This window comes from Oceanobacillus sp. FSL K6-3682, assembly GCF_037976165.1.
Taxonomy (GTDB): Bacteria; Bacillota; Bacilli; order Bacillales; family Amphibacillaceae; genus Oceanobacillus; species Oceanobacillus sojae.
In genome coordinates, this window is record NZ_CP150263.1 from 3,172,293 (window position 1) to 3,190,909 (window position 18,617).

Genomic DNA, 18,617 nt, shown 5'->3' on the forward strand with positions numbered 1-18,617 from the left:
CTATTACTTCCTTTTGAACATGAAGGTTAAAATACATTATGACCATCTCCCATATTTTTATGCGAAATCCCTTATTTTTCTATGTTAAAATGACGGAGTGAAATCAATAAAAGCAGCAATCCTAAAGGAAAAAAATAACACTCCAGCCTTCCTGCTATAAAAATAAAGTAGTCTGCCCAGGTTAATCCGGCGGGGAGAAAATTAAAATATGCTATGATAGTAACACTTCCTGTAACTGTCATTCCAAATCCGACTAAAAATAAAAAGAAAGACCCCATGGTTTCGCCTCACTTGCTTGTCCATTTACTGTCATTCTATGTGCTTGTCCACCAAAAAATACGAAGTTTTATAAAATCCAAGAAAATCAATTGGTCTTTAAAAGATTGGTGTTCTTACCTAGGAGATGAGCTCGGGGTCCATGGAAAGCGCAGTGTATTTCTGGACCTAAGATCTAAAATTACTCCCCCCATGAAATCTGTTGCAGCGGCTATCTCCAGTATTTTATATACTTTCTTACTCTTTAAAAAAGCCTATCTCTAAAAAAGAGATAAGCTTTTTATCATTATGCTTCATATTTTTTAAACACAAGTGCTACATTATGTCCGCCAAAGCCTAATGAGTTACTTACAACCGCATTAACTTCCTGATGCCGGGCTTCATTTGGTACATAGTCCAAGTCGCACTCCGGATCTGGATGTTCATAATTGATTGTTGGAGGAACAATTCCATCAACGATTGCTTTAATGGAAATAATCGCTTCAATTGCTCCTGCAGCTCCCAATAAATGGCCAGTCATTGATTTGGTTGAAGAAATTGCTAAGCTGGAGGCTTTTTCACCAAAGACCGTTTTAATCGCCTCCGTCTCATATTTATCATTCAAATTCGTGCTTGTGCCATGTGCATTCACATAATCAATATCATCAGAATTCAGCTCTGCATCATCAATAGCATGCTGCATTGCACGGGCTGCACCTTCTCCATTTTCTGCCGGTGCTGTTATATGAAACGCATCCCCTGTTGCTCCATAACCTACAATTTCTGCATAAATCTTGGCTCCGCGTTCTTTGGCAGATTCCAATGATTCTAAAATAAGAATACCTGATCCTTCACCCATAACAAAACCATTTCTTTCTTTATCAAATGGACGGCTTGCTTTCTTTGGATCTTCTGTTGTGCTTAACGCTTTCGCTGAAGTAAATCCTGCAAATGCCATGTCGCTGATTGGCGCTTCTGTACCACCGGTAATCATTGCATCCGCATCTCCGCGCTGAATTACTTTGAATGCATCTCCTATGGAGTTCGCACCAGAAGAGCAGGCAGTTACTGTACAAGCATTAATTCCTTTGGCACCTAATTGAATGGAAACTTGTCCTGCAGCCATATCAGGAATCATCATTGGCACGAAGAATGGACTGACACGTTTAGCTCCCTTATCCAAAAACTTTGAATGCTGATCTTCCCACGTCTTCATTCCGCCAATACCAGATCCAATCCATACACCGATACGATCTGCATTTTCATCGGTAATTTCTAATTTTGCATCTTCCACTGCCATTTTCGCAGCCGCTACAGCGTATTGTGTAAATGGGTCCATCTTACGTGCGTCTTTCTTCTCCATATACGCAGCCGGGTCAAAACCTTTCACTTCTGCCGCCGCTTTAGCTGTAAATAGTTCTTTATCCACCTTTGTTACAAAATCAATACCCGACTTTCCGTGAATGATGCTTTCCCACATCGTAGAAACATCATTACCGACGGGAGTTACTGCCCCTAGTCCAGTTATTACGACTCTTTTTCCCACGATTTATATCCTCCTTTTTAGTACGTGTTCAAAAAGTAAGATAAAAAGGACCGAGAAGTTCAAGGCGACGTCATTTTTACGAACGGAGCGTATGCTTTTAAATACGTGAGTAACGTAAAAATGACGTCAACGCAGAAATTCGATGTGTCATTTTTATTTGACTTTTTGAACATCCTCTTTTTACTAGATGAGACTTACCTACCCCAGCGCATCGCAACCGCTCCCCAGGTCAAGCCTCCTCCAAATCCTACTAATACTATTAGATCATTATCTTTTATTTTACCCTCTTTTACTGCTTCAGATAAAGCCATAGGGATTGAAGCAGAAGAATTGTTTCCAAAACGTTCAATGGATTTCGCCATTTTATCCTCAGAAATTCCTAACCGCTCTCTTGCTGCCTCCATGATTCGAATATTTGCCTGATGTGGAACAAGATAGTCAACATCTTCGCGGGACAGTCCTATTTTTTCAACAACATTTATCGTAGACTCAGGCATCTGTCTCACTGCAAATTTAAAAACTTCTCTTCCATTCATTATTATATGTTCTTCCTTATTTAAGTATAGTTCTTTGCCACCGGCACCATTTGCACCAAGTTCAAAAGAAAGTATACCTTTCCCTTCAGATACTTCACCAATTACTGCAGCTCCAGCACCATCACCAAATAAAACACATGTAGAGCGGTCTGTCCAGTCTGTAATTTTGGATAGCTTTTCAGCTCCGACAACGAGTACTTTTTTATACGTGCCAGCAGCAATAAATTGATTTGCTGTAATAACTCCATACATAAATCCTGCACAGGCTGCACCTATATCCATTGCAGCGGCATTTACAGCACCTAATCTATCTTGAATCAGACAGGCAATTGACGGAAAAGCTGTATCTGGTGTTACTGTCGCCACCAAAATTAAATCAATATCCTCTGCTTTAACATCAGCTTCTTTTAAAGCTTCTACAGATGCATGATACGCCATATCAGAAGTATCAATATCGTCTGTAGCTAACCTTCTTTCAAGAATTCCTGTTCTGGTTCTAATCCATTCATCATTGGTATCAACGATTTTCTCTAAATCATGATTTGTAACTACATTTGTAGGTAAATAATGGCCGGCCCCTAAAATACCGATATTCATTTAACCGCGCTCCCCTTCTATATTACATTACTATCAAACATTATGACTTGGTACTAATTTTAAGACAAAATGAATTGGATAGCAAGTTACAATTTTAGCTTTACTCATGAACTGTACTATCCAATTTCACCGTTAATATTCGTTTGGTAACAGACCCGATTCAATATATTCTTCAATATCTTCCTCTACTTGCATTTTCACATATCTTGGAACAGAGGAATGGAACGCCCCGAGAGAAATATAACCATCTCTGAAATCATAGGTGTAAATTTTCCCTTCCAGGTCTTGTTTATTAAAATCATCTGCCGCTGATTTATACAGATCGCCAATCTGCTGAATGGTGCTTGTTAAAACAGCATCAGGAGCAACCTCCATCTGATCCATCATATAGCCAATTGCAAAAAGGCCATCATTTTCTGCCTCTTTTATAATACTTTCACTAAAAGCATCGCCGATCGGGTAAAAAATATCTACTCCTTCATCCTTCATTACATTATAATTATTCAGAGCAAGATCAACATTATTCCAATCATTTATATACTCCAGCTTTGTTTCCGCCTCTTTGTTTACGTAGTTAACTCCTTCAAAGAAGCCCTCTATCTCCGGCTGCCAGAAATAAGCAGCTATAATGCCTATTTCGTTACTGTTCGTCATATGTCCTGCAACCATCCCTGCAAAAAATCCCATTGCATGAGCATTAAAGTTAAGAGAAGTTACATTTTCCCGCGATTCTCCTCCGTTTACATACACAAAATGAACATCAGGGTAACTTTCTGCCAACGGCATAAAATACTCTCCATAAATATTACTGTGGCCGTAAATTAAATTAACACCATCATTCACAAATTGGTCGACAGCTTGCTGCACCTGATGCATTGTTTCTATATTCTCTTCATAAAACACATCGACATCGTACTCATCGCCAATCTCCTGCATCGCCTGGTATCCTTGTTCTGCCCAAGGATTATTATCTATTTCTGCATCCGTTATAAACCCGACATTTTGTATTTCACCTGTCTCAAAATAGGAACAAGCTGGCAGCGTGCAAAATATGAATAGAAGGATTATTGAATAGTAGATATATTTCACCTATAGCACACCCATTCTCTTACAGAAATCGCTTATTAAATTTTTTTATTGTTTTTATTGCTTCCTTTATATTTCTATTTTCCAGCAGAACCTGTTTTTTTTCAACTTTTGTGTTTGTTAAGTTATTGTTAACTGAAGTTACTTCAATTAATTTAGGCAAATGAGTCATTTGTATCCATTGCATAAATACGTTTAAAAAATCTTTAATATAAATGGCTTTATCCTCCCATCCTTTATCTGCATAAGGAATATGTGTGCCATCCATGACTAATCCGGCCTCATCTATTTCCATGCCTTCCCCAATAAGATAAGGCGCTGAAATCACGGAACTGTCTGCATTATCCGATACAATTTTCAGGCTGGAATCTGTTTGAATGTAAAGTATTTTCTCAGCACTTTGTTTTATATTCTTTATCTCTGAACCATCAATGATAATAACAAGATCATAATGATTTGCTATCTGATCTATTTCCTTGAAATGACTGTTCCTACCAAAAAAATCTTCCAGCCCAGTATCAATTCTTGTATCCCGGATGCCATCAACCTGACAGCCTTCATCCAACAACCTCGTCACCACATGGTAACCAACCCAATGGTTATGGGGAATAACTAATATACGCATGGAAAAACACTCCTTTATAGAGATAGGCTTCTAGTTTGCTCCTTTTTGAACAAATTCTAATAGAAACAGCATCACAATTTTTACAAACAGCTATACCTGTAAAATTTAAAAACCAGCCAGTTTATATTAATATTAATTTTTCATGAATTTTTTAGAATGTTTAAAGCAACGAAAAGCTTTTCATGTTAGAATAATATTTATAATGTGTCTTAGACAAGTTAGTAAAGTGAGGTGGACTTATGCGTTATATTATGACTATTTTTTGGGCTGTCGCAATTTCTTTAGCAGTCTCTTATGTACTGACAAGCATGGGTGCAGAACCGTTTGTTATACGTGATGCACTTATTTTAGCGGGAATTTTTGTTTTAGCTGTTTTTGCTTTAGCCGGTTTTGTTTTGAAAGAAGATACCGAGTAAGTAAAACCCCTTGTCTAAATATATGCGACAAGGGGTTTCTATATTTCTAAAAAACATTTGTGAAGCTTATTTGTTAAATGAAAGTTCTATGTCTATACTCTGTAGCATATTTACATAAAAGGACATGCTTCTAAAAACAGAATGCATGGATGCCGGTTCTTAAGCTTTTATCCCTAATAGACTGCAGGGTTAAAATGAAAGTCTACGGCATTTGTAAATTGATTGTACTTCAGCTTTGTCCATTTTAAAAAATAACTGTACAATCATAGAAGAAAAAATAAAGGAAGGTATAAAAAATGGATGCTTTAAGTAATTTATGGACACTGATTCAGTATTTAATTCTTGGTGTTGTTCAGGGAGTTACCGAGCCAATTCCGGTATCCTCCAGCGGACACTTAATCATTGTCAGAGAACTATTCAATATTGAAGCCAGAGGACTTTCTTTTGAAATCTTTGTAAACTTTGCCTCCCTTCTGGCGGTTATGCTGATTTACCGCAAAGATATTGTGCGTCTAATTGTTAACACATGGAAATTCTTATTCAAAGGGGATAAAACCGTTAAAAGTGACTTTATGTTTGTTATTTATCTCGTCATTGCCACCATTCCCGTGGGTGTTATTGGCGTATTATTCGGTGATGCACTGGGCGAGGCATTAAGCGGTACAAACGTAGTTGGTATCACATTATTAATTACAGCACTTTCTCTTTGGATTATCCGTAATCTGCGCGGGCGTAAACAGGATGGTGATTTATCAACAAAAGATGCCATCATTGTCGGACTCGTACAATCTATTGCTGTAACGCCGGGAATAAGCAGATCTGGAGCGACTATCGTAGCATCCATGCTTGTTGGAATGAAGAAGGAAACAGCTTTACGATTTTCTTTCCTGCTTTACATCCCGGTAAGTCTAGGAACAGCTATTCTTGAGATTCCTGAAATCGCTAAAGATCCGGCAATGAGCTATCTATGGGCTCCTTACCTGGTAGCATTTATTGCTGCTTTCATCGCCACCTATTTTGCTCTAAAATGGTTTATGAATATTATGCGCCACGGAAAACTGGAGTATTTTGCATACTACTGTGTAGTCGTTGGTATCCTGGTATTGATTTTCTTATAGAGGATGTCCACACTTATAATACTTAATAAACGAAGGCATCCGCTTTAAAAATTGCGGATGCCTTTGTTATATTTTGCAGTAATAAAATAGCTTCTCTTTTATCAATCCGGAATTCCTAAGGCAATTTTCGCATAACGAGACATGTTCTCTTTACCCCAAGGCGGATTCCAAACAATATTTACTTTTGTTTCTTTTACTTCTGGAATGTCTGATAGAGCATGCTTGATATCTGCTTCAATATGCGCAGATAACGGGCAGCCCATCGCAGTCAATGTCATCGTAACTACACATAAACCATCATCATCCAAATCCACGTCATATATTAAACCGAGATTGACAATATCAATACCTAATTCCGGATCAATAACATTTTCTAATGCACCCATTAAATTCTCTTTCATTGCTTCTTCCATATGTCATCCTCCTTTCCCTATTGCTATTAAACCATAATTTCAGTACGTGTTCAAAAAGTATGCTAATGCGATATTCTTTTTACAGAAAGTGCAATAGAATGCTGAACAGTTTACACAGCATCCGATTAATTCTCCGTCTGTCATTAGTATAAAATTCTCTTCTTAATACATGTTATATTGTCCTTCTCAAACATGTAATGGAATAATTTTACACCAAATGCCGTTCAAACCAGTCTGTTGCATGGTGCATTGCCGGAATGCTTACTTTATGCTCTCTGCCCTTCTCTCCAATAAATTGAAGATGGTCTCCTTTTTTATAGAAAGGCTTTACAGTTTGATAAAAAGAGCTAGAATGCTCAAATGGAACTACTTTATCATTCTCTCCATGCCAGAACATTAATGGCCGTTCATGAAGAGATTCCATGTGATAAGATAAATCAATTTCAGCCAGCTGTTTAAATAAATCATCTAATTCTTCTTTTGTAAACGGGGACTGGCCATTCTTCTCAACATAATACAGCAATTGTTTAGCGTATTCTTGTAATTTAGGTGTCCCCATCATAACAGCAGCTGCGTTCACCCATGAATATTTTACAAGTGCTGCGCTTGTTGTGATACCTCCCATGCTGGTCCCGGCAACTCCGAGTCTATTTTTCTTTAAAAGCTTATTTTTCAATAAGTATTGACGAATTATATCCAGTTCACTAATATTTTTTAATACAATTTCAAAGAAAGCCAGCTGCCGTTCATTATCAGATAATCCGCTGCTTCTCTCGCCATGGTGAAGTGCATCTGGTAAAAGCACACGAAATCCTTTATCTGCAAGCATATAAGCTATTGGCAAATTTTGTTCTTTAGCACTTGTAAAACCGTGAAAATAAACGACGACCGGCCGCTCTTCTTCCACAAACTTTTGATTAATAACATGTAAACAAGGTATGTCCCCGATTGGTTCCTGATAAATTCCTATCATCTTTGACACGCTTCCTTTCGCTTATCAACATCCTACCTCTATTGTAAAGTTTTTGTAATATCTTTCGCAAATAAAGCAGCTTTTATTTAACTTTTCTTTACTTTACATATTTTCAAATCATGGTAACATAAAATCATAATGAGAGGTGACAGAATGGAAAATAAAAATAGACACTTAATCGCACTCGATTTAGACGGTACGTTATTGACAGATGATAAGAAAATAAGCGCAAGAAATAAACAGGCTGTATTTCAAGCGATAGAAGCCGGCCACATTGTTGTGATTGCCACTGGAAGACCCGGCCGCGCCAGTATTCAGTACTATCAGGAACTCCAATTAAAAACGCCCATGGTAAATTTCAATGGAGCGCTTGTACACCATCCTTTGGATACCAGCTGGAAAGGTATTCACACACCGATGCCCCTGACTACTGCCCATCGGATTATTGACATCTCCAACGATATCGAAGTGAAAAATATATTAGCAGAAGTACAGGATCAGGTTTATCTAGACCAGTACAGTGAAGATATTATGACTATCTTTAAAGGCTTTCCTGAGGAGTCCCCTTACATTATTGGTGATATTAAATCAAAATTAAAACATGATCCTACGTCCGTTCTTATTCATCCAGATGCTTCACAGGTGGAGGAACTGCGGGATCATTTAAATGATTATCACGCTGAAGTCATTGAGCATCGTAAATGGGGAGCACCCTGGAATATAATTGAAATCATAAAAAAAGGAATGAATAAAGCGGTTGGCCTCAAACGTATTGCTGATGAATATAATATCGACCGGGAAAATATTATTGCTTTTGGCGATGAGGATAACGATTTAGAGATGATTGATTACGCCGGCGTCGGCGTTTCGATGGGTAACGCCATTGATGAACTTGTCTCTGTTTCCAAACATCAAACCTTAACCAATGAAGAAGATGGTATCAGTGTATTTTTAGAGGAATATTTAAACCTTAAAATGAAAAAAATCATTATTTAATCATCCTTTTATAAGGAAGGCTGGCATTCGAAATTTAAGCAGCCTTCCTTTCTTTATCTCTTCTAGATTTTCTGTTAATATGAACTTATGAACAATTACATGAGGAGGTACTCACATGGCAGTACATATTTCCCCCACACCGAATCCAAACGCAATGAAATATACATCGGATAAGGTTATTTTTTCTGGGACAAACAGTATTTCTGTTATGCCCGGTGATGTAAGTGAACATGAAATATTAAATGAATTAATGAAGCTTGAAGACGTTGATAATGTATTTGGTTATCAAAATTTTATTACAGTTAACAAACATTTTGACGCGGACTGGGAAAATATTAACCCAAAAGTGGAAGAATTATTTGTGAAATTTGGTTATTAAAAAGAGGCTGGGGATCACCCCGCCTCTACTTTTTTTATTAACTGATTAATTTCCAAATTGTTTCCTATAACAGGTAAGTCCGAATAACTCACAATTTCTAAAAATTGTCTAATCATCCGGCATCCTTATTTTCATACTATTTCAGGTCCATATTTATTCTGTAGATTACTGTTCTGTATCTATCGGTACAAAGTTTGCGTTAATTTCTTTATTATCTTCGTTTTTTCCATACATAATAACAATTGGCGGCTCCTCATGCTCTAATATATCGCCTGAAAAAGTCTCCATGATTCCAAAGTTTTGAAAAGCCTCTGGATCCTCCCCTTCAAGCTTTACACTTTCTTCCTCTTGAATAATTTCTCCACCCTGCTCAATTCTGTAGAAAAAAACATCTGCCGAAGTCTTCACCTGACCAATAATATGGAATTGTTCTCCTTCTGCTGTAACATCAATTTCCTGAAACATTACTGCATCCGTTGTCTGATTCTCTGTTTCAACACTGTCTTCAGGACCTGCCGGTTCAATAACTTCCTCTTCTCTATTCCCACAGCCTGCTAACAGCAGCGCCACGGCAATAACAACATACCAACGTTTCATACCATACACACCTTTTTAATCTTTTCTAAAGAACCCATAAATTCCGGCAGTTTCTACAATGTTTGTAAATGCCTCCGGGTCTACTTCATTAATTATTCTTTCTAAATCATACAATTCATATCTTGTAATAACAAGGTACATAAGACTTTTATCTGTTTTTGTATAAGCTCCCTTTGCAGGTAAAATTGTAATACCTCTTATCATCTTATCGTGTATAGCTTTTTGAAGCTCATCTGTTTTCTTTGTAACAATCATCGCTGTAACCTTCTCATAACGGGTATGGATTGTATCAATGACACGAGTAGTTACATAAAGAGTCAGCATCGTGTACAAAGCATTTTCAGGCTCATACATAATACCAGCTATAGCAATAATCAAGGAATTCATAATCAAAAAATAAGTTCCAATCGGTTTATCTTTCAGACGGGATAAAATCATTGCAACAATGTCCATCCCGCCGGTAGAAGCTCCGGCTTTTAATGTTATACCAACACCAATACCTGCAATAACGCCGCCAAAAACAGCGTTTAATATAATATCATTAGAAATTGAAACCAGCGGCAAAATTTCTAAAAAAAGTGTTGAGAAAAAAACAGATATAACACTATAAATGGTAAATCCTTTTCCAACCTTTACCCAGCCTAAAATAAGAACGGGTATATTTAAAAGAGCCAGTAAAATACCTGTAGACAGACCAATACCTAAGAAATCATTAAAAATACTGGATAATAGCTGGGCTGCTCCTGTAAATCCACTGGCATAAACATTTGCTCCAATAAGGAAAAAGTTTAAAGAAATAGCATTTAATAATGCCCCAATTATAACAATACTTATCCTTTTTGCTTCAATATAAAACACAAAACAGCCTCCTTTATTAAATTTTTTGACTAAACATTCAATTAAACGTAAACTTGATATACAATACTTATTTTAAGAGGATGTTCAAAAAGTTCCCAAATGATAAGCGGCGAATCTCTGCGTTGACGTAAATTTTCCGATACTCACGTATTTAAAAGCATACGCTCCGTTCGTAAAATTCACGTCGCCTTGGTCTTCTTGCTTCTAATTCGAAACCTTTTTGAACACACATTTTAAAGAAATGGATGTGATTATAATGTCAATCACCATTCTAGCTGACAGCGCATGCGATTTATCCGAACATTATTATAACGAATATAATATTGAAATGATACCATTAACTGTTCATCTAAAAGAAAAAGACTATCGGGACAGTATTGATATTAGCCCAAAGACGATCTATGATGCTATGCGGGAAGGCCAGACTCCAAAAACATCCCAAGCATCTGTCAATCAGTTTAAAGATATTTTTACTTCCTATGCAGAAGCGGAAAAACCTTTGCTCTATATCGCTTTTTCATCAGAATTATCAGGAACGTATCAAGCCGCAAAGATTGTTGAGCAGGAAATCAAAGAGAGCTATCCAGAAGCACAGCTACATATTATTGATTCCAAATGTGCTTCACTGGGACTTGGTTTAGTAGTATTAGAAGCTGCGAAAATGGCCCGGCAGAATATCTCCTTTGATGAGCTTATTGCGCAAACTGATAAAAATGCTGAACGAATGGAGCATATATTTACTGTAGATAATTTAGAGTATTTATATCGCGGCGGCCGTGTAAGCAAGACCGCAGCTTTAGTCGGAGGCTTATTAAATATCAAGCCTCTCCTGCATGTTGAAGATGGAAAACTCATTCCTTTAGAAAAAATTCGCGGATCTAAGAAAGTACTTAAGCGAATGATCGAGGTAATGGACAAGCGAGGCAATAATTTAGAAAACCAAATCATTGGTATCAGCCATGGTGATGATCTGCCTCGTGCACAGGAGCTTTCAAAAATGATACAGGATAAATTTAGCGTGAAAGAAGAGAATATTATTATAGAAATGGTTGGCTCTGTGATTGGCGCACATTCCGGTCCAGGAACTCTGGCCTTATTCTTCTACAATAAATAATAATCTATTCTTACTTTTTTACAATAAATGGATAAAAAATAGATTTGACGATAAAATAGTGTCAAATCTATTTTTTCATTTACTCTTTGAACAGTCTTTTTATTGAAAACGAATTAAGTAGTATTTTTTCTTTCCTCGGCGAATTACTGTGAAGGCATCCCCTAAACGATCCGCCTCATCTACAATGTAATCCAAATCCTGTACACGGTCTCCATTAATATAGATAGCTCCATTTTTCACATCTTCTCTTGCCTGACGCTTGGATGAAGAAATAGAAGCATTTACTAATAAGTCAATCAGACCGACAGGCTCCTTCAAAACATCATGATTAGGAACATCCTTAAACGCCTGTTCTACTTCTGTGACATTCAACTGCTTTATATCTCCGCTGAATAATGCTTCAGAAATTTTTTGAGCCTGAACCAGTGCAGCTTCATCATGTATGCTGCGAGTCATTTCTTCTGCCAGACGCCGTTGGGCAACGCGTTTTTCCGGCTGACTTTCCACCTCTTTTTCCAATTCTGCAATTTCTTCATCAGACAGGAAGGTAAAGTATTTAATAAAACGGATAACATCGCGGTCATCTACATTAATCCAAAACTGGTAAAATTCATACGGGGATGTTTTTTCTGGATCTAACCATATTGCATTACCAGCAGTTTTCCCAAATTTCACTCCATCTGCTGTCGTAATAAGAGGTACTGTTAAGCCGTACACTTCTGCTGTTTCACCTTGATTTTCTCTGGAGCGGCGGATAAGCTCCAGTCCGGCAGTAATATTACCCCATTGATCACTTCCGCCAATTTGCAGTGTACAATTTTCTTCTTCGTACAGCCGTAAAAAGTCTAAAGACTGCAGAATCATGTAACTGAATTCAGTAAACGTAATCCCCTGTGCAAGCCTTGCTGAAACGGAATCCTTTGACAGCATATAATTGATGCCAAAATGCTTCCCTGCACCGCGAAGAAAATCAATAATTGTCATATTCCCTAACCAGTCATGATTATTACGGGAAATAACCTGATTGTCATTGGATGTATCATCCATATCAACTATTTTTGCGATTTGATTTTGTATACTTTCCGTAAAACCAAAAACAACCTCTTCCGTATTTAGGCTGCGTTCACTTGACCGCCCGCTTGGGTCTCCAATCATCCCTGTTCCGCCGCCGACTAAAGCAATAGGCTTATGCCCTGCCCGCTGAAACCTGCGCAGCATGGTTAAAGGAACCAGATGACCAATATGCAGACTGTCCGCCGTCGGATCAAATCCACAGTATAATGTTACCTGATTATTTTTGAGATGGTTTTCTAAACCTTCTCTATCAGTAACTTGATTAATTAATCCTCTGTTTTCTAGGTCTTGTAAAATGCTCATGATTCTTCCTCCTTGATTTTTGTTTCACCTGTAGCTCTTGCTGTTTGGTCTCATAATTAGAATGTTCAAGTGTTCTCTATTCTTAAAGGAGAGTCTTACAGCCAGCTCCAGCTGCGATAAATCCATTTTTTAGATAAGAAAATAAAAAACCCGTCTCCTCTCATGAAAGAAAGGGACGAGTTGGATTCGCGGTACCACCCTTGTTGCTGTAATTTACAGCCACTTAAGGTTTGTTAACGATGTTTTACACCGTTCTTCTTATGAGCAAACAGTCAATAAGAAGAATAGCTCCAGATTGTAATTCGCATGTGAATGTATGCTGACTTGCACCAACCGTCAGTTCTCTAAAATAGGGACTCACAATACTACTCCGATCCTTCAATGCTTTTTAATTATATGATACTATTCATAGCACAAATAACATTTCTGTGCAACTATTTTCTTATCATCCTACTACCAAACTCCATTTTCTCTATGTTATAATAAATATAGAATTAGGAGGTCTAATGTAGATTATGAAAGAAAACCTGCAACGTTTTTTTAATACTATAAAGAACTGGTGGAAAAAAGGTGTTCTCCAGCAGGCATCAAGAATTACATATGACGTTGTTTGGAATATTGTATTATTTGTCATGATTATTGGTGTCATCGGAGGAATTTTCGTCGGTGGAATTGGACTGGGATACTTTGCATCACTGGTCCATGATGAACCATTGAGAAGTGAAGCATCTATGGCAGATGATATTTACAATTATTCTGAGACGTCCAGTATTTATTTTGCAAATGATGTTTACTTAGGAGATATCAGAAGTGATTTATATCGTGAGGAAGTAAAGCTCGATAATATCTCTCCTACATTGGTTGATGCTGTTATCGCAACAGAGGATGAGTATTTTCACGAGCACGAGGGTGTTGTGCCAAAAGCTATCTTAAGAGCAACGGCGCAGGAATTTCTAAATTCCTCTGTACAGACAGGAGGAAGTACTCTCACACAGCAGCTTATTAAGAATCAAATTCTGACTGACGAAGTATCATTTGATCGAAAAGCCAAAGAAATATTATTAGCAATGCGGCTGGAAAATTACTTTACAAAAGATGAAATCATAGAAGCTTATTTAAATATTATCCCTTACGGAAGAAATTCATCCGGCCGCAATATTGCAGGTATACAAACTGCATCCAAGGGTATTTTTGGCGTTAATGCTTCCGAACTGACTCTTCCACAGGCAGCCTATCTGGCAGGGCTCCCACAGGGACCTTCCTCTTACACACCTTTTACAGCTGAAGGAGAACTAAAATCAGAGGAAGATTTACAGCCTGGTATTAAACGTATGAAAACTGTTTTAAACCGTATGCATGATATGGAGTATATAACGGATGAAGAACTGGAAGAAGCTGCAAATTATGATATTGCCGGTGATTTTATAGATGCTGTCCCTTCTTCCACAGATCAATATCCTTATGTCACATATGAAGTGGAAAAACGGGCGAAAGAGATTATTCGGGGATTATTGATGGAAGAAGATGGAGTTACAAAGGAAGATTTGGCAGAAGATGATGATTTAAGGAAAGAGTACGCAGAACGCACAGAAAAAGAATTACGCGATGGCGGCTATCAGATCCATACTACGATTAATAAAGAAATGTATGATGCTATGGAGGATGTCGCAAAAAATTATTCAGACTATGGTTATGCCCAAACCTATACGGCTACAAACAGTGACGGAGAAGAATACGAAGTAACACAGCCTATTCAGGCAGGGGCTATCATGGTTGAAAATAATACCGGTAAAATTCTTTCCTTTGTCGGCGGCCGCGGTTTTGATGAAGAGCATCAGGTAAATTTTGCTACAGATACTAAACGATCTCCCGGCAGTACGATTAAACCTTTACTTGACTATGCACCAGCGATGGAGGAAGGCGTTATTCAGCCTGCAACATCTATTGCAGATTATCCACAGTCATTTCCAAATGGGGGCCCTCCGATAAGAAACTACGGCGGAGGGAATTATGGAATTGTTTCCGCACGCACTGCGCTTGCAAATTCATATAATATTCCGGCTGTAGATACGTATCTGAAAATCATTGATAAAGATCCTGCTGCTAAATATTTAGAAAAGATGGGTGTTACTTCTTTAACAGAAAGCGATCATACTATTCCTTCTCTCTCTATTGGAGCTATGGACTATGGTATGTCGGTAGAAGAAAACGTTAATGCCTTTTCTACATTTGGCAATAACGGCAAATTTGCAGATGCTTATATGATTGATAAAATTACTAACGCTGAGGGCGATGTCCTTTATGAGCATGAAACAGATCCTGTGGAGGTATTTTCTCCACAAACGACTTATCTGACTGTAGATATGATGCGTGATGTTATTGATAATGGAACAGCCAATTATATTAATTCCCAGCTTCAAAATACAAATGTTGACTGGGCAGGAAAAACGGGAACATCCAACGATTATCATGACGCCTGGTTTGTTGCGACAAATCCAAACGTCACATTCGGCACCTGGATTGGCTATGAAAAACCGGCATCGATTGATCATCCTTATCATCTCACATACAGTCAACGTAATATGAAGCTGTGGACAGAATTAATTAATGCCTCTGCAAAGGTCGATCCGGTTTTAGTAACACCAGAGAAGCGATTTGAGCGGCCGGACGGCATTGTCGAGCGAAGCTATTGTGCAGTATCAGGAAAGCTGCCATCTGATTTATGTAAAGAGGTGGGGCTTGTCAAAACAGATTTATTTGACTCGCGCTATGTACCTACGGAAGAAGATAACAGTTTAATAAAAGGCAGCAGGCTGATTCTTAAATCAGACGATGGCGGAAGCTCATTCAGTAAAGGAAATGGAATTATGTTTAACCCTGACTGGCTGAGAGAAGAAGGCTACGATGATATGGGCGACTTTTCAATGCTCTATCCAAGAACAGAAACTGATAAATGGTTGAAAATAGGTATTCCCGCCAGTATGTCATCATCCGGCTCAAGCGATGATGATTAAAAAATTATATTTTGAGTAAAACTTCAAACTATCAAGAGGTTCTTTGATAGTTTGAAGTTTTTTTGTCATCCGTTTCCTGCAATTATCAAAAAATACTAAAAAAACGTAACTATTTTCTGTATAATAGATGGTAAGAGCATTTTGTATTTCATAAAGGTGGTGAATGGATGAAACATACAAAGGAATTTGATTCAATTCTTTTAGAAACAGATGCAGGAGTATTAACAATTGAAGGGCCTGTTTCGCGCTCACAGCTGGAACAATATCATTTTCATGAGGAATTAACTGCATTTCGTCCTGCTGATAAGCAATTTGAAGCTCTCTTGGACATTTCAAAATTAAAAGAAGCACGGATTTTAATCGCCCGTACCACGGATACGATTATTGGGTATGTGACGTACTTGCACCCTGACCCATTAGAACGATGGTCCAAATTTCAAATGGAGGACTTAATTGAACTGGGAGCAATTGAAATTATCCGTAAATATCGCGGCGGCGGTGTCGGATCTACACTGCTCCGTCAATCTATGCAGGATCCATATATGGAAAATTATATTGTTATTTCAACGGAATATTATTGGCATTGGGACCTTGATTACAGTCAATTAAGTATCTGGGATTATCGTAAAGTGATGGAAAAGATGATGGCTGCTGGCGGCCTGCTTCCTGCCCCTACTGACGAGCCTGAGATCAACTCCCACCCTGCTAACTGCTTAATGGTCCGAATTGGAAGCAATGTTCCACAGAAATCGATTGAGTTATTTGATAAGATGCGTTTTTTAGGAGTAAACCATTATTAAAAGAGATATAACTGAAGGGGGATTTTACCATGCTGGTTGAAGAATTAATGAACCGAAATATGATAACGCTTCCACCAACAGCAACGATTAATGAAGCTCTGCAGCTGCTGGAAAAACATAAAATTAGACACATTACTATCGTTGACGACAATATGGAGATTCTTGGCATCGTTTCTGATCGTGATGTCAGAGATGCAAGTCCATCTACTTTTTTGGATACAAGTGACTTCCACATTCTCAACAAAGAAATCCAGACCATCATGACAAGCCCTGTTATCACCATTCATCCTATGGATTTTGTGGAAGAGATTGCTTATATTTTCTATGATAAAGAGATTGCCTGTCTGCCGGTTGTGAGCCGAAATAAGCTTGTTGGTGTTGTGACAGAAAAAGATATGCTTTATAAATTAATTCAGTTAACTGGAACGCATGAACAGAGCTCTCTCATTGAAGTAAAAGTGCCTGATAGACCTGGTGAGCTTCCAAGGGTTGCGGCTGTTTTCGGAAATCATAACGTAAATATTGTTTCTGTATTGCTCTATCCTTATAAAGACCCTGACTATAAAATACTTGTCTTTCGTGTCAAAACATTAAATCCTATGCCAATTATTAATGATCTCCGGGAAGCTGGTTATACACTGCTCTGGCCAAATAATATTATGGAGCCGAAAAAATGACAAAAAAGGCTGGTTTTATCTATACTCCAGATTTTTTAAATTATCAATTCTCAGCAGATCATCCATTTAATCATAAAAGGGTTCTGCTTACCAAAGAATTGCTGGAGGAGCAATCCACATTAATAACGGAGGATTTAATTACGCCGCGTATTGCTGCGGATGACGAGATTGCACTTTTTCATGATGCATCGTATATTGAAGCAGTGAAAAGAGCCGGCAACGGGGATTTAAAAGAAGATCGGGCACAGGAATATGGCTTGGGAACAGAGGATACTCCTATTTTTTCAAATATGCATCAGGCTTCCGCCCAATTAGTCGGAGGTACTCTCACAGCTGTTGATAAAATCTTAAATGGAGATTATAAAAAAATAGCCAATATTGGCGGCGGACTGCATCACGGGTTCCAGCGGAAAGCTTCCGGATTCTGTATTTATAATGATTGTGCGATTGCTATTAAATATTTACGTGAACAGGAGGATCTAAAAGTCCTCTATGTAGATACAGATGCCCACCATGGGGACGGCGTACAATCGGGCTTTTACGATGATCCAAATGTATGCACCTTTTCCATACATGAAACGGGACGCTATCTATTTCCCGGTACAGGCAATGTAAGTGAAAGAGGAATAAAAAGTGGACATGGCTACAGTTTTAATTTACCTATTGATGCATTTACAGAGGATGGATCTTTCTTAGAATTATATGAAACTGCTTTACGAAAAATTGCTGCATTCTTCAAGCCGGATATTATTGTGACTCAAAACGGTGCTGACAGCCACTGTCTTGATCCTTTAACTCATCTTTGTGGAACTATGAAGTCGTTTGAAAGGATACCTGCTATTGCTGCAGAAATCGCTGATACGTATTGCAATGGAAGATGGCTGGCTGTCGGCGGCGGCGGTTATGATATGTGGCGTGTTGTTCCACGTGCCTGGGGACAGGTATGGAATGTGATGAAAACGGGTATACCATGCAAGGGACCGTTACCTGAAACATGGCTAAAAAAATGGCAGCAGGAATCTCCTGTCACTCTTCCTGCAAGCTGGCAGGACGGGACGGATATTCAGCCGAATATTCCGAGGAAAGCGGAAATCACGGAGAAAAATAAATTATTGTTGGAAGACATGCTTAAATATACTGCTATTATTTAAGCATGTAAGTATTCATAGTGCTAAGCATTATAAATTACTTATGAAAAAGACAAAGCAGATTATCAGATGTCATCTCATAACTGCTTTGT

Annotated in this window: 19 protein-coding genes and 1 other annotated feature; of the genes, 9 read left to right on the forward strand and 10 right to left on the reverse strand. The window is 38.0% G+C overall.

What is annotated here, in order from left to right:
• Positions 1 to 71: 71 nt before the first annotated feature.
• From MHH51_RS15830 to MHH51_RS15850, 5 genes are all read right to left on the reverse strand, one after another.
• Positions 72 to 278 (reverse strand): hypothetical protein, encoded by a 207-nt coding sequence (locus tag MHH51_RS15830; protein WP_147210975.1) that lies wholly within the window; start codon positions 276 to 278, stop codon positions 72 to 74.
• Positions 279 to 562: 284 nt separating this feature from the next.
• Positions 563 to 1,804 (reverse strand): beta-ketoacyl-ACP synthase II, encoded by a 1,242-nt coding sequence (fabF, locus tag MHH51_RS15835; RefSeq protein WP_147210974.1) that lies wholly within the window; start codon positions 1,802 to 1,804, stop codon positions 563 to 565.
• 191 nt (positions 1,805 to 1,995) lie between these two features.
• Positions 1,996 to 2,934, reverse strand: coding sequence for a beta-ketoacyl-ACP synthase III (locus MHH51_RS15840; protein ID WP_339282477.1), 939 nt, complete (start codon positions 2,932 to 2,934; stop codon positions 1,996 to 1,998).
• A 132-nt stretch (positions 2,935 to 3,066) separates the two neighbouring features.
• Positions 3,067 to 4,023: a BMP family ABC transporter substrate-binding protein gene (locus MHH51_RS15845; protein WP_339282478.1), complete on the reverse strand. Its 957-nt coding sequence runs from the start codon at positions 4,021 to 4,023 to the stop codon at positions 3,067 to 3,069.
• Between the two features lie 19 nt (positions 4,024 to 4,042).
• Positions 4,043 to 4,645 (reverse strand): hypothetical protein, encoded by a 603-nt coding sequence (locus tag MHH51_RS15850; RefSeq protein ID WP_147210971.1) that lies wholly within the window; start codon positions 4,643 to 4,645, stop codon positions 4,043 to 4,045.
• A gap of 239 nt (positions 4,646 to 4,884) precedes the next feature.
• Here MHH51_RS15850 and MHH51_RS15855 point away from each other — a divergent pair, with 239 nt between their 5' ends.
• Both MHH51_RS15855 and MHH51_RS15860 read left to right on the forward strand, forming a co-directional pair.
• Positions 4,885 to 5,061: a DUF2929 family protein gene (locus tag MHH51_RS15855; RefSeq protein ID WP_147210970.1), complete on the forward strand. Its 177-nt coding sequence runs from the start codon at positions 4,885 to 4,887 to the stop codon at positions 5,059 to 5,061.
• 296 nt (positions 5,062 to 5,357) lie between these two features.
• Complete coding sequence (locus tag MHH51_RS15860; RefSeq protein WP_147210969.1) at positions 5,358 to 6,179, forward strand: undecaprenyl-diphosphate phosphatase; 822 nt, start codon at positions 5,358 to 5,360, stop codon at positions 6,177 to 6,179.
• A 101-nt stretch (positions 6,180 to 6,280) separates the two neighbouring features.
• Here the strand turns inward: MHH51_RS15860 and MHH51_RS15865 are convergent, their stop codons facing one another.
• Together MHH51_RS15865 and MHH51_RS15870 are read right to left on the reverse strand one after the other, a co-directional pair.
• The gene (locus MHH51_RS15865) at positions 6,281 to 6,592 is read right to left on the reverse strand and encodes a metal-sulfur cluster assembly factor (RefSeq protein WP_147210968.1); all 312 of its coding nucleotides are present in this window, start codon (positions 6,590 to 6,592) and stop codon (positions 6,281 to 6,283) included.
• Between the two features lie 208 nt (positions 6,593 to 6,800).
• Positions 6,801 to 7,565, reverse strand: a complete 765-nt coding sequence (locus MHH51_RS15870) for an alpha/beta fold hydrolase (protein ID WP_147211078.1) — start codon at positions 7,563 to 7,565, stop codon at positions 6,801 to 6,803.
• A gap of 153 nt (positions 7,566 to 7,718) precedes the next feature.
• On the opposite strand from MHH51_RS15870, the gene MHH51_RS15875 reads away from it, so the two are divergent.
• Both MHH51_RS15875 and MHH51_RS15880 read left to right on the forward strand, forming a co-directional pair.
• The gene (locus MHH51_RS15875; protein WP_339282479.1) at positions 7,719 to 8,561 is read left to right on the forward strand and encodes a Cof-type HAD-IIB family hydrolase; all 843 of its coding nucleotides are present in this window, start codon (positions 7,719 to 7,721) and stop codon (positions 8,559 to 8,561) included.
• Positions 8,562 to 8,676: 115 nt separating this feature from the next.
• A complete protein-coding gene (locus MHH51_RS15880; protein WP_077600915.1) occupies positions 8,677 to 8,940 on the forward strand; it encodes a NifU N-terminal domain-containing protein in 264 nt (87 codons plus the stop codon).
• 165 nt (positions 8,941 to 9,105) lie between these two features.
• On the opposite strand, the gene MHH51_RS15885 is transcribed toward MHH51_RS15880, so the two are convergent.
• A complete protein-coding gene (locus MHH51_RS15885) occupies positions 9,106 to 9,537 on the reverse strand; it encodes a hypothetical protein (protein WP_147210966.1) in 432 nt (143 codons plus the stop codon).
• A gap of 15 nt (positions 9,538 to 9,552) precedes the next feature.
• On the reverse strand, positions 9,553 to 10,395 hold the full coding sequence (locus tag MHH51_RS15890; RefSeq protein WP_339282480.1) for a YitT family protein: 843 nt from the start codon (positions 10,393 to 10,395) through the stop codon (positions 9,553 to 9,555).
• Positions 10,396 to 10,651: 256 nt separating this feature from the next.
• Between MHH51_RS15890 and MHH51_RS15895 the strand changes: the two genes are divergently transcribed.
• The gene (locus tag MHH51_RS15895; RefSeq protein WP_156985964.1) at positions 10,652 to 11,509 is read left to right on the forward strand and encodes a DegV family protein; all 858 of its coding nucleotides are present in this window, start codon (positions 10,652 to 10,654) and stop codon (positions 11,507 to 11,509) included.
• A 99-nt stretch (positions 11,510 to 11,608) separates the two neighbouring features.
• Here the strand turns inward: MHH51_RS15895 and tyrS are convergent, their stop codons facing one another.
• Positions 11,609 to 12,886, reverse strand: a complete 1,278-nt coding sequence (gene tyrS / locus MHH51_RS15900; protein ID WP_147210965.1) for a tyrosine--tRNA ligase — start codon at positions 12,884 to 12,886, stop codon at positions 11,609 to 11,611.
• Positions 12,887 to 13,054: 168 nt separating this feature from the next.
• Positions 13,055 to 13,277, reverse strand: a binding site (T-box leader).
• Between the two features lie 124 nt (positions 13,278 to 13,401).
• On the opposite strand from tyrS, the gene MHH51_RS15905 reads away from it, so the two are divergent.
• From MHH51_RS15905 to MHH51_RS15920, 4 genes are all read left to right on the forward strand, one after another.
• Positions 13,402 to 15,900 (forward strand): transglycosylase domain-containing protein, encoded by a 2,499-nt coding sequence (locus MHH51_RS15905; RefSeq protein WP_339282481.1) that lies wholly within the window; start codon positions 13,402 to 13,404, stop codon positions 15,898 to 15,900.
• A gap of 167 nt (positions 15,901 to 16,067) precedes the next feature.
• The gene (locus tag MHH51_RS15910) at positions 16,068 to 16,700 is read left to right on the forward strand and encodes a GNAT family N-acetyltransferase (RefSeq protein ID WP_339282482.1); all 633 of its coding nucleotides are present in this window, start codon (positions 16,068 to 16,070) and stop codon (positions 16,698 to 16,700) included.
• Between the two features lie 29 nt (positions 16,701 to 16,729).
• Positions 16,730 to 17,377, forward strand: coding sequence for an acetoin utilization AcuB family protein (locus MHH51_RS15915; RefSeq protein ID WP_147210962.1), 648 nt, complete (start codon positions 16,730 to 16,732; stop codon positions 17,375 to 17,377).
• The gene (locus MHH51_RS15920) at positions 17,374 to 18,528 is read left to right on the forward strand and encodes an acetoin utilization protein AcuC (protein WP_339282483.1); all 1,155 of its coding nucleotides are present in this window, start codon (positions 17,374 to 17,376) and stop codon (positions 18,526 to 18,528) included. Before MHH51_RS15915 ends, MHH51_RS15920 begins: the two co-directional genes overlap by 4 nt.
• The last annotated feature ends 89 nt before the right edge of the window (positions 18,529 to 18,617 follow it).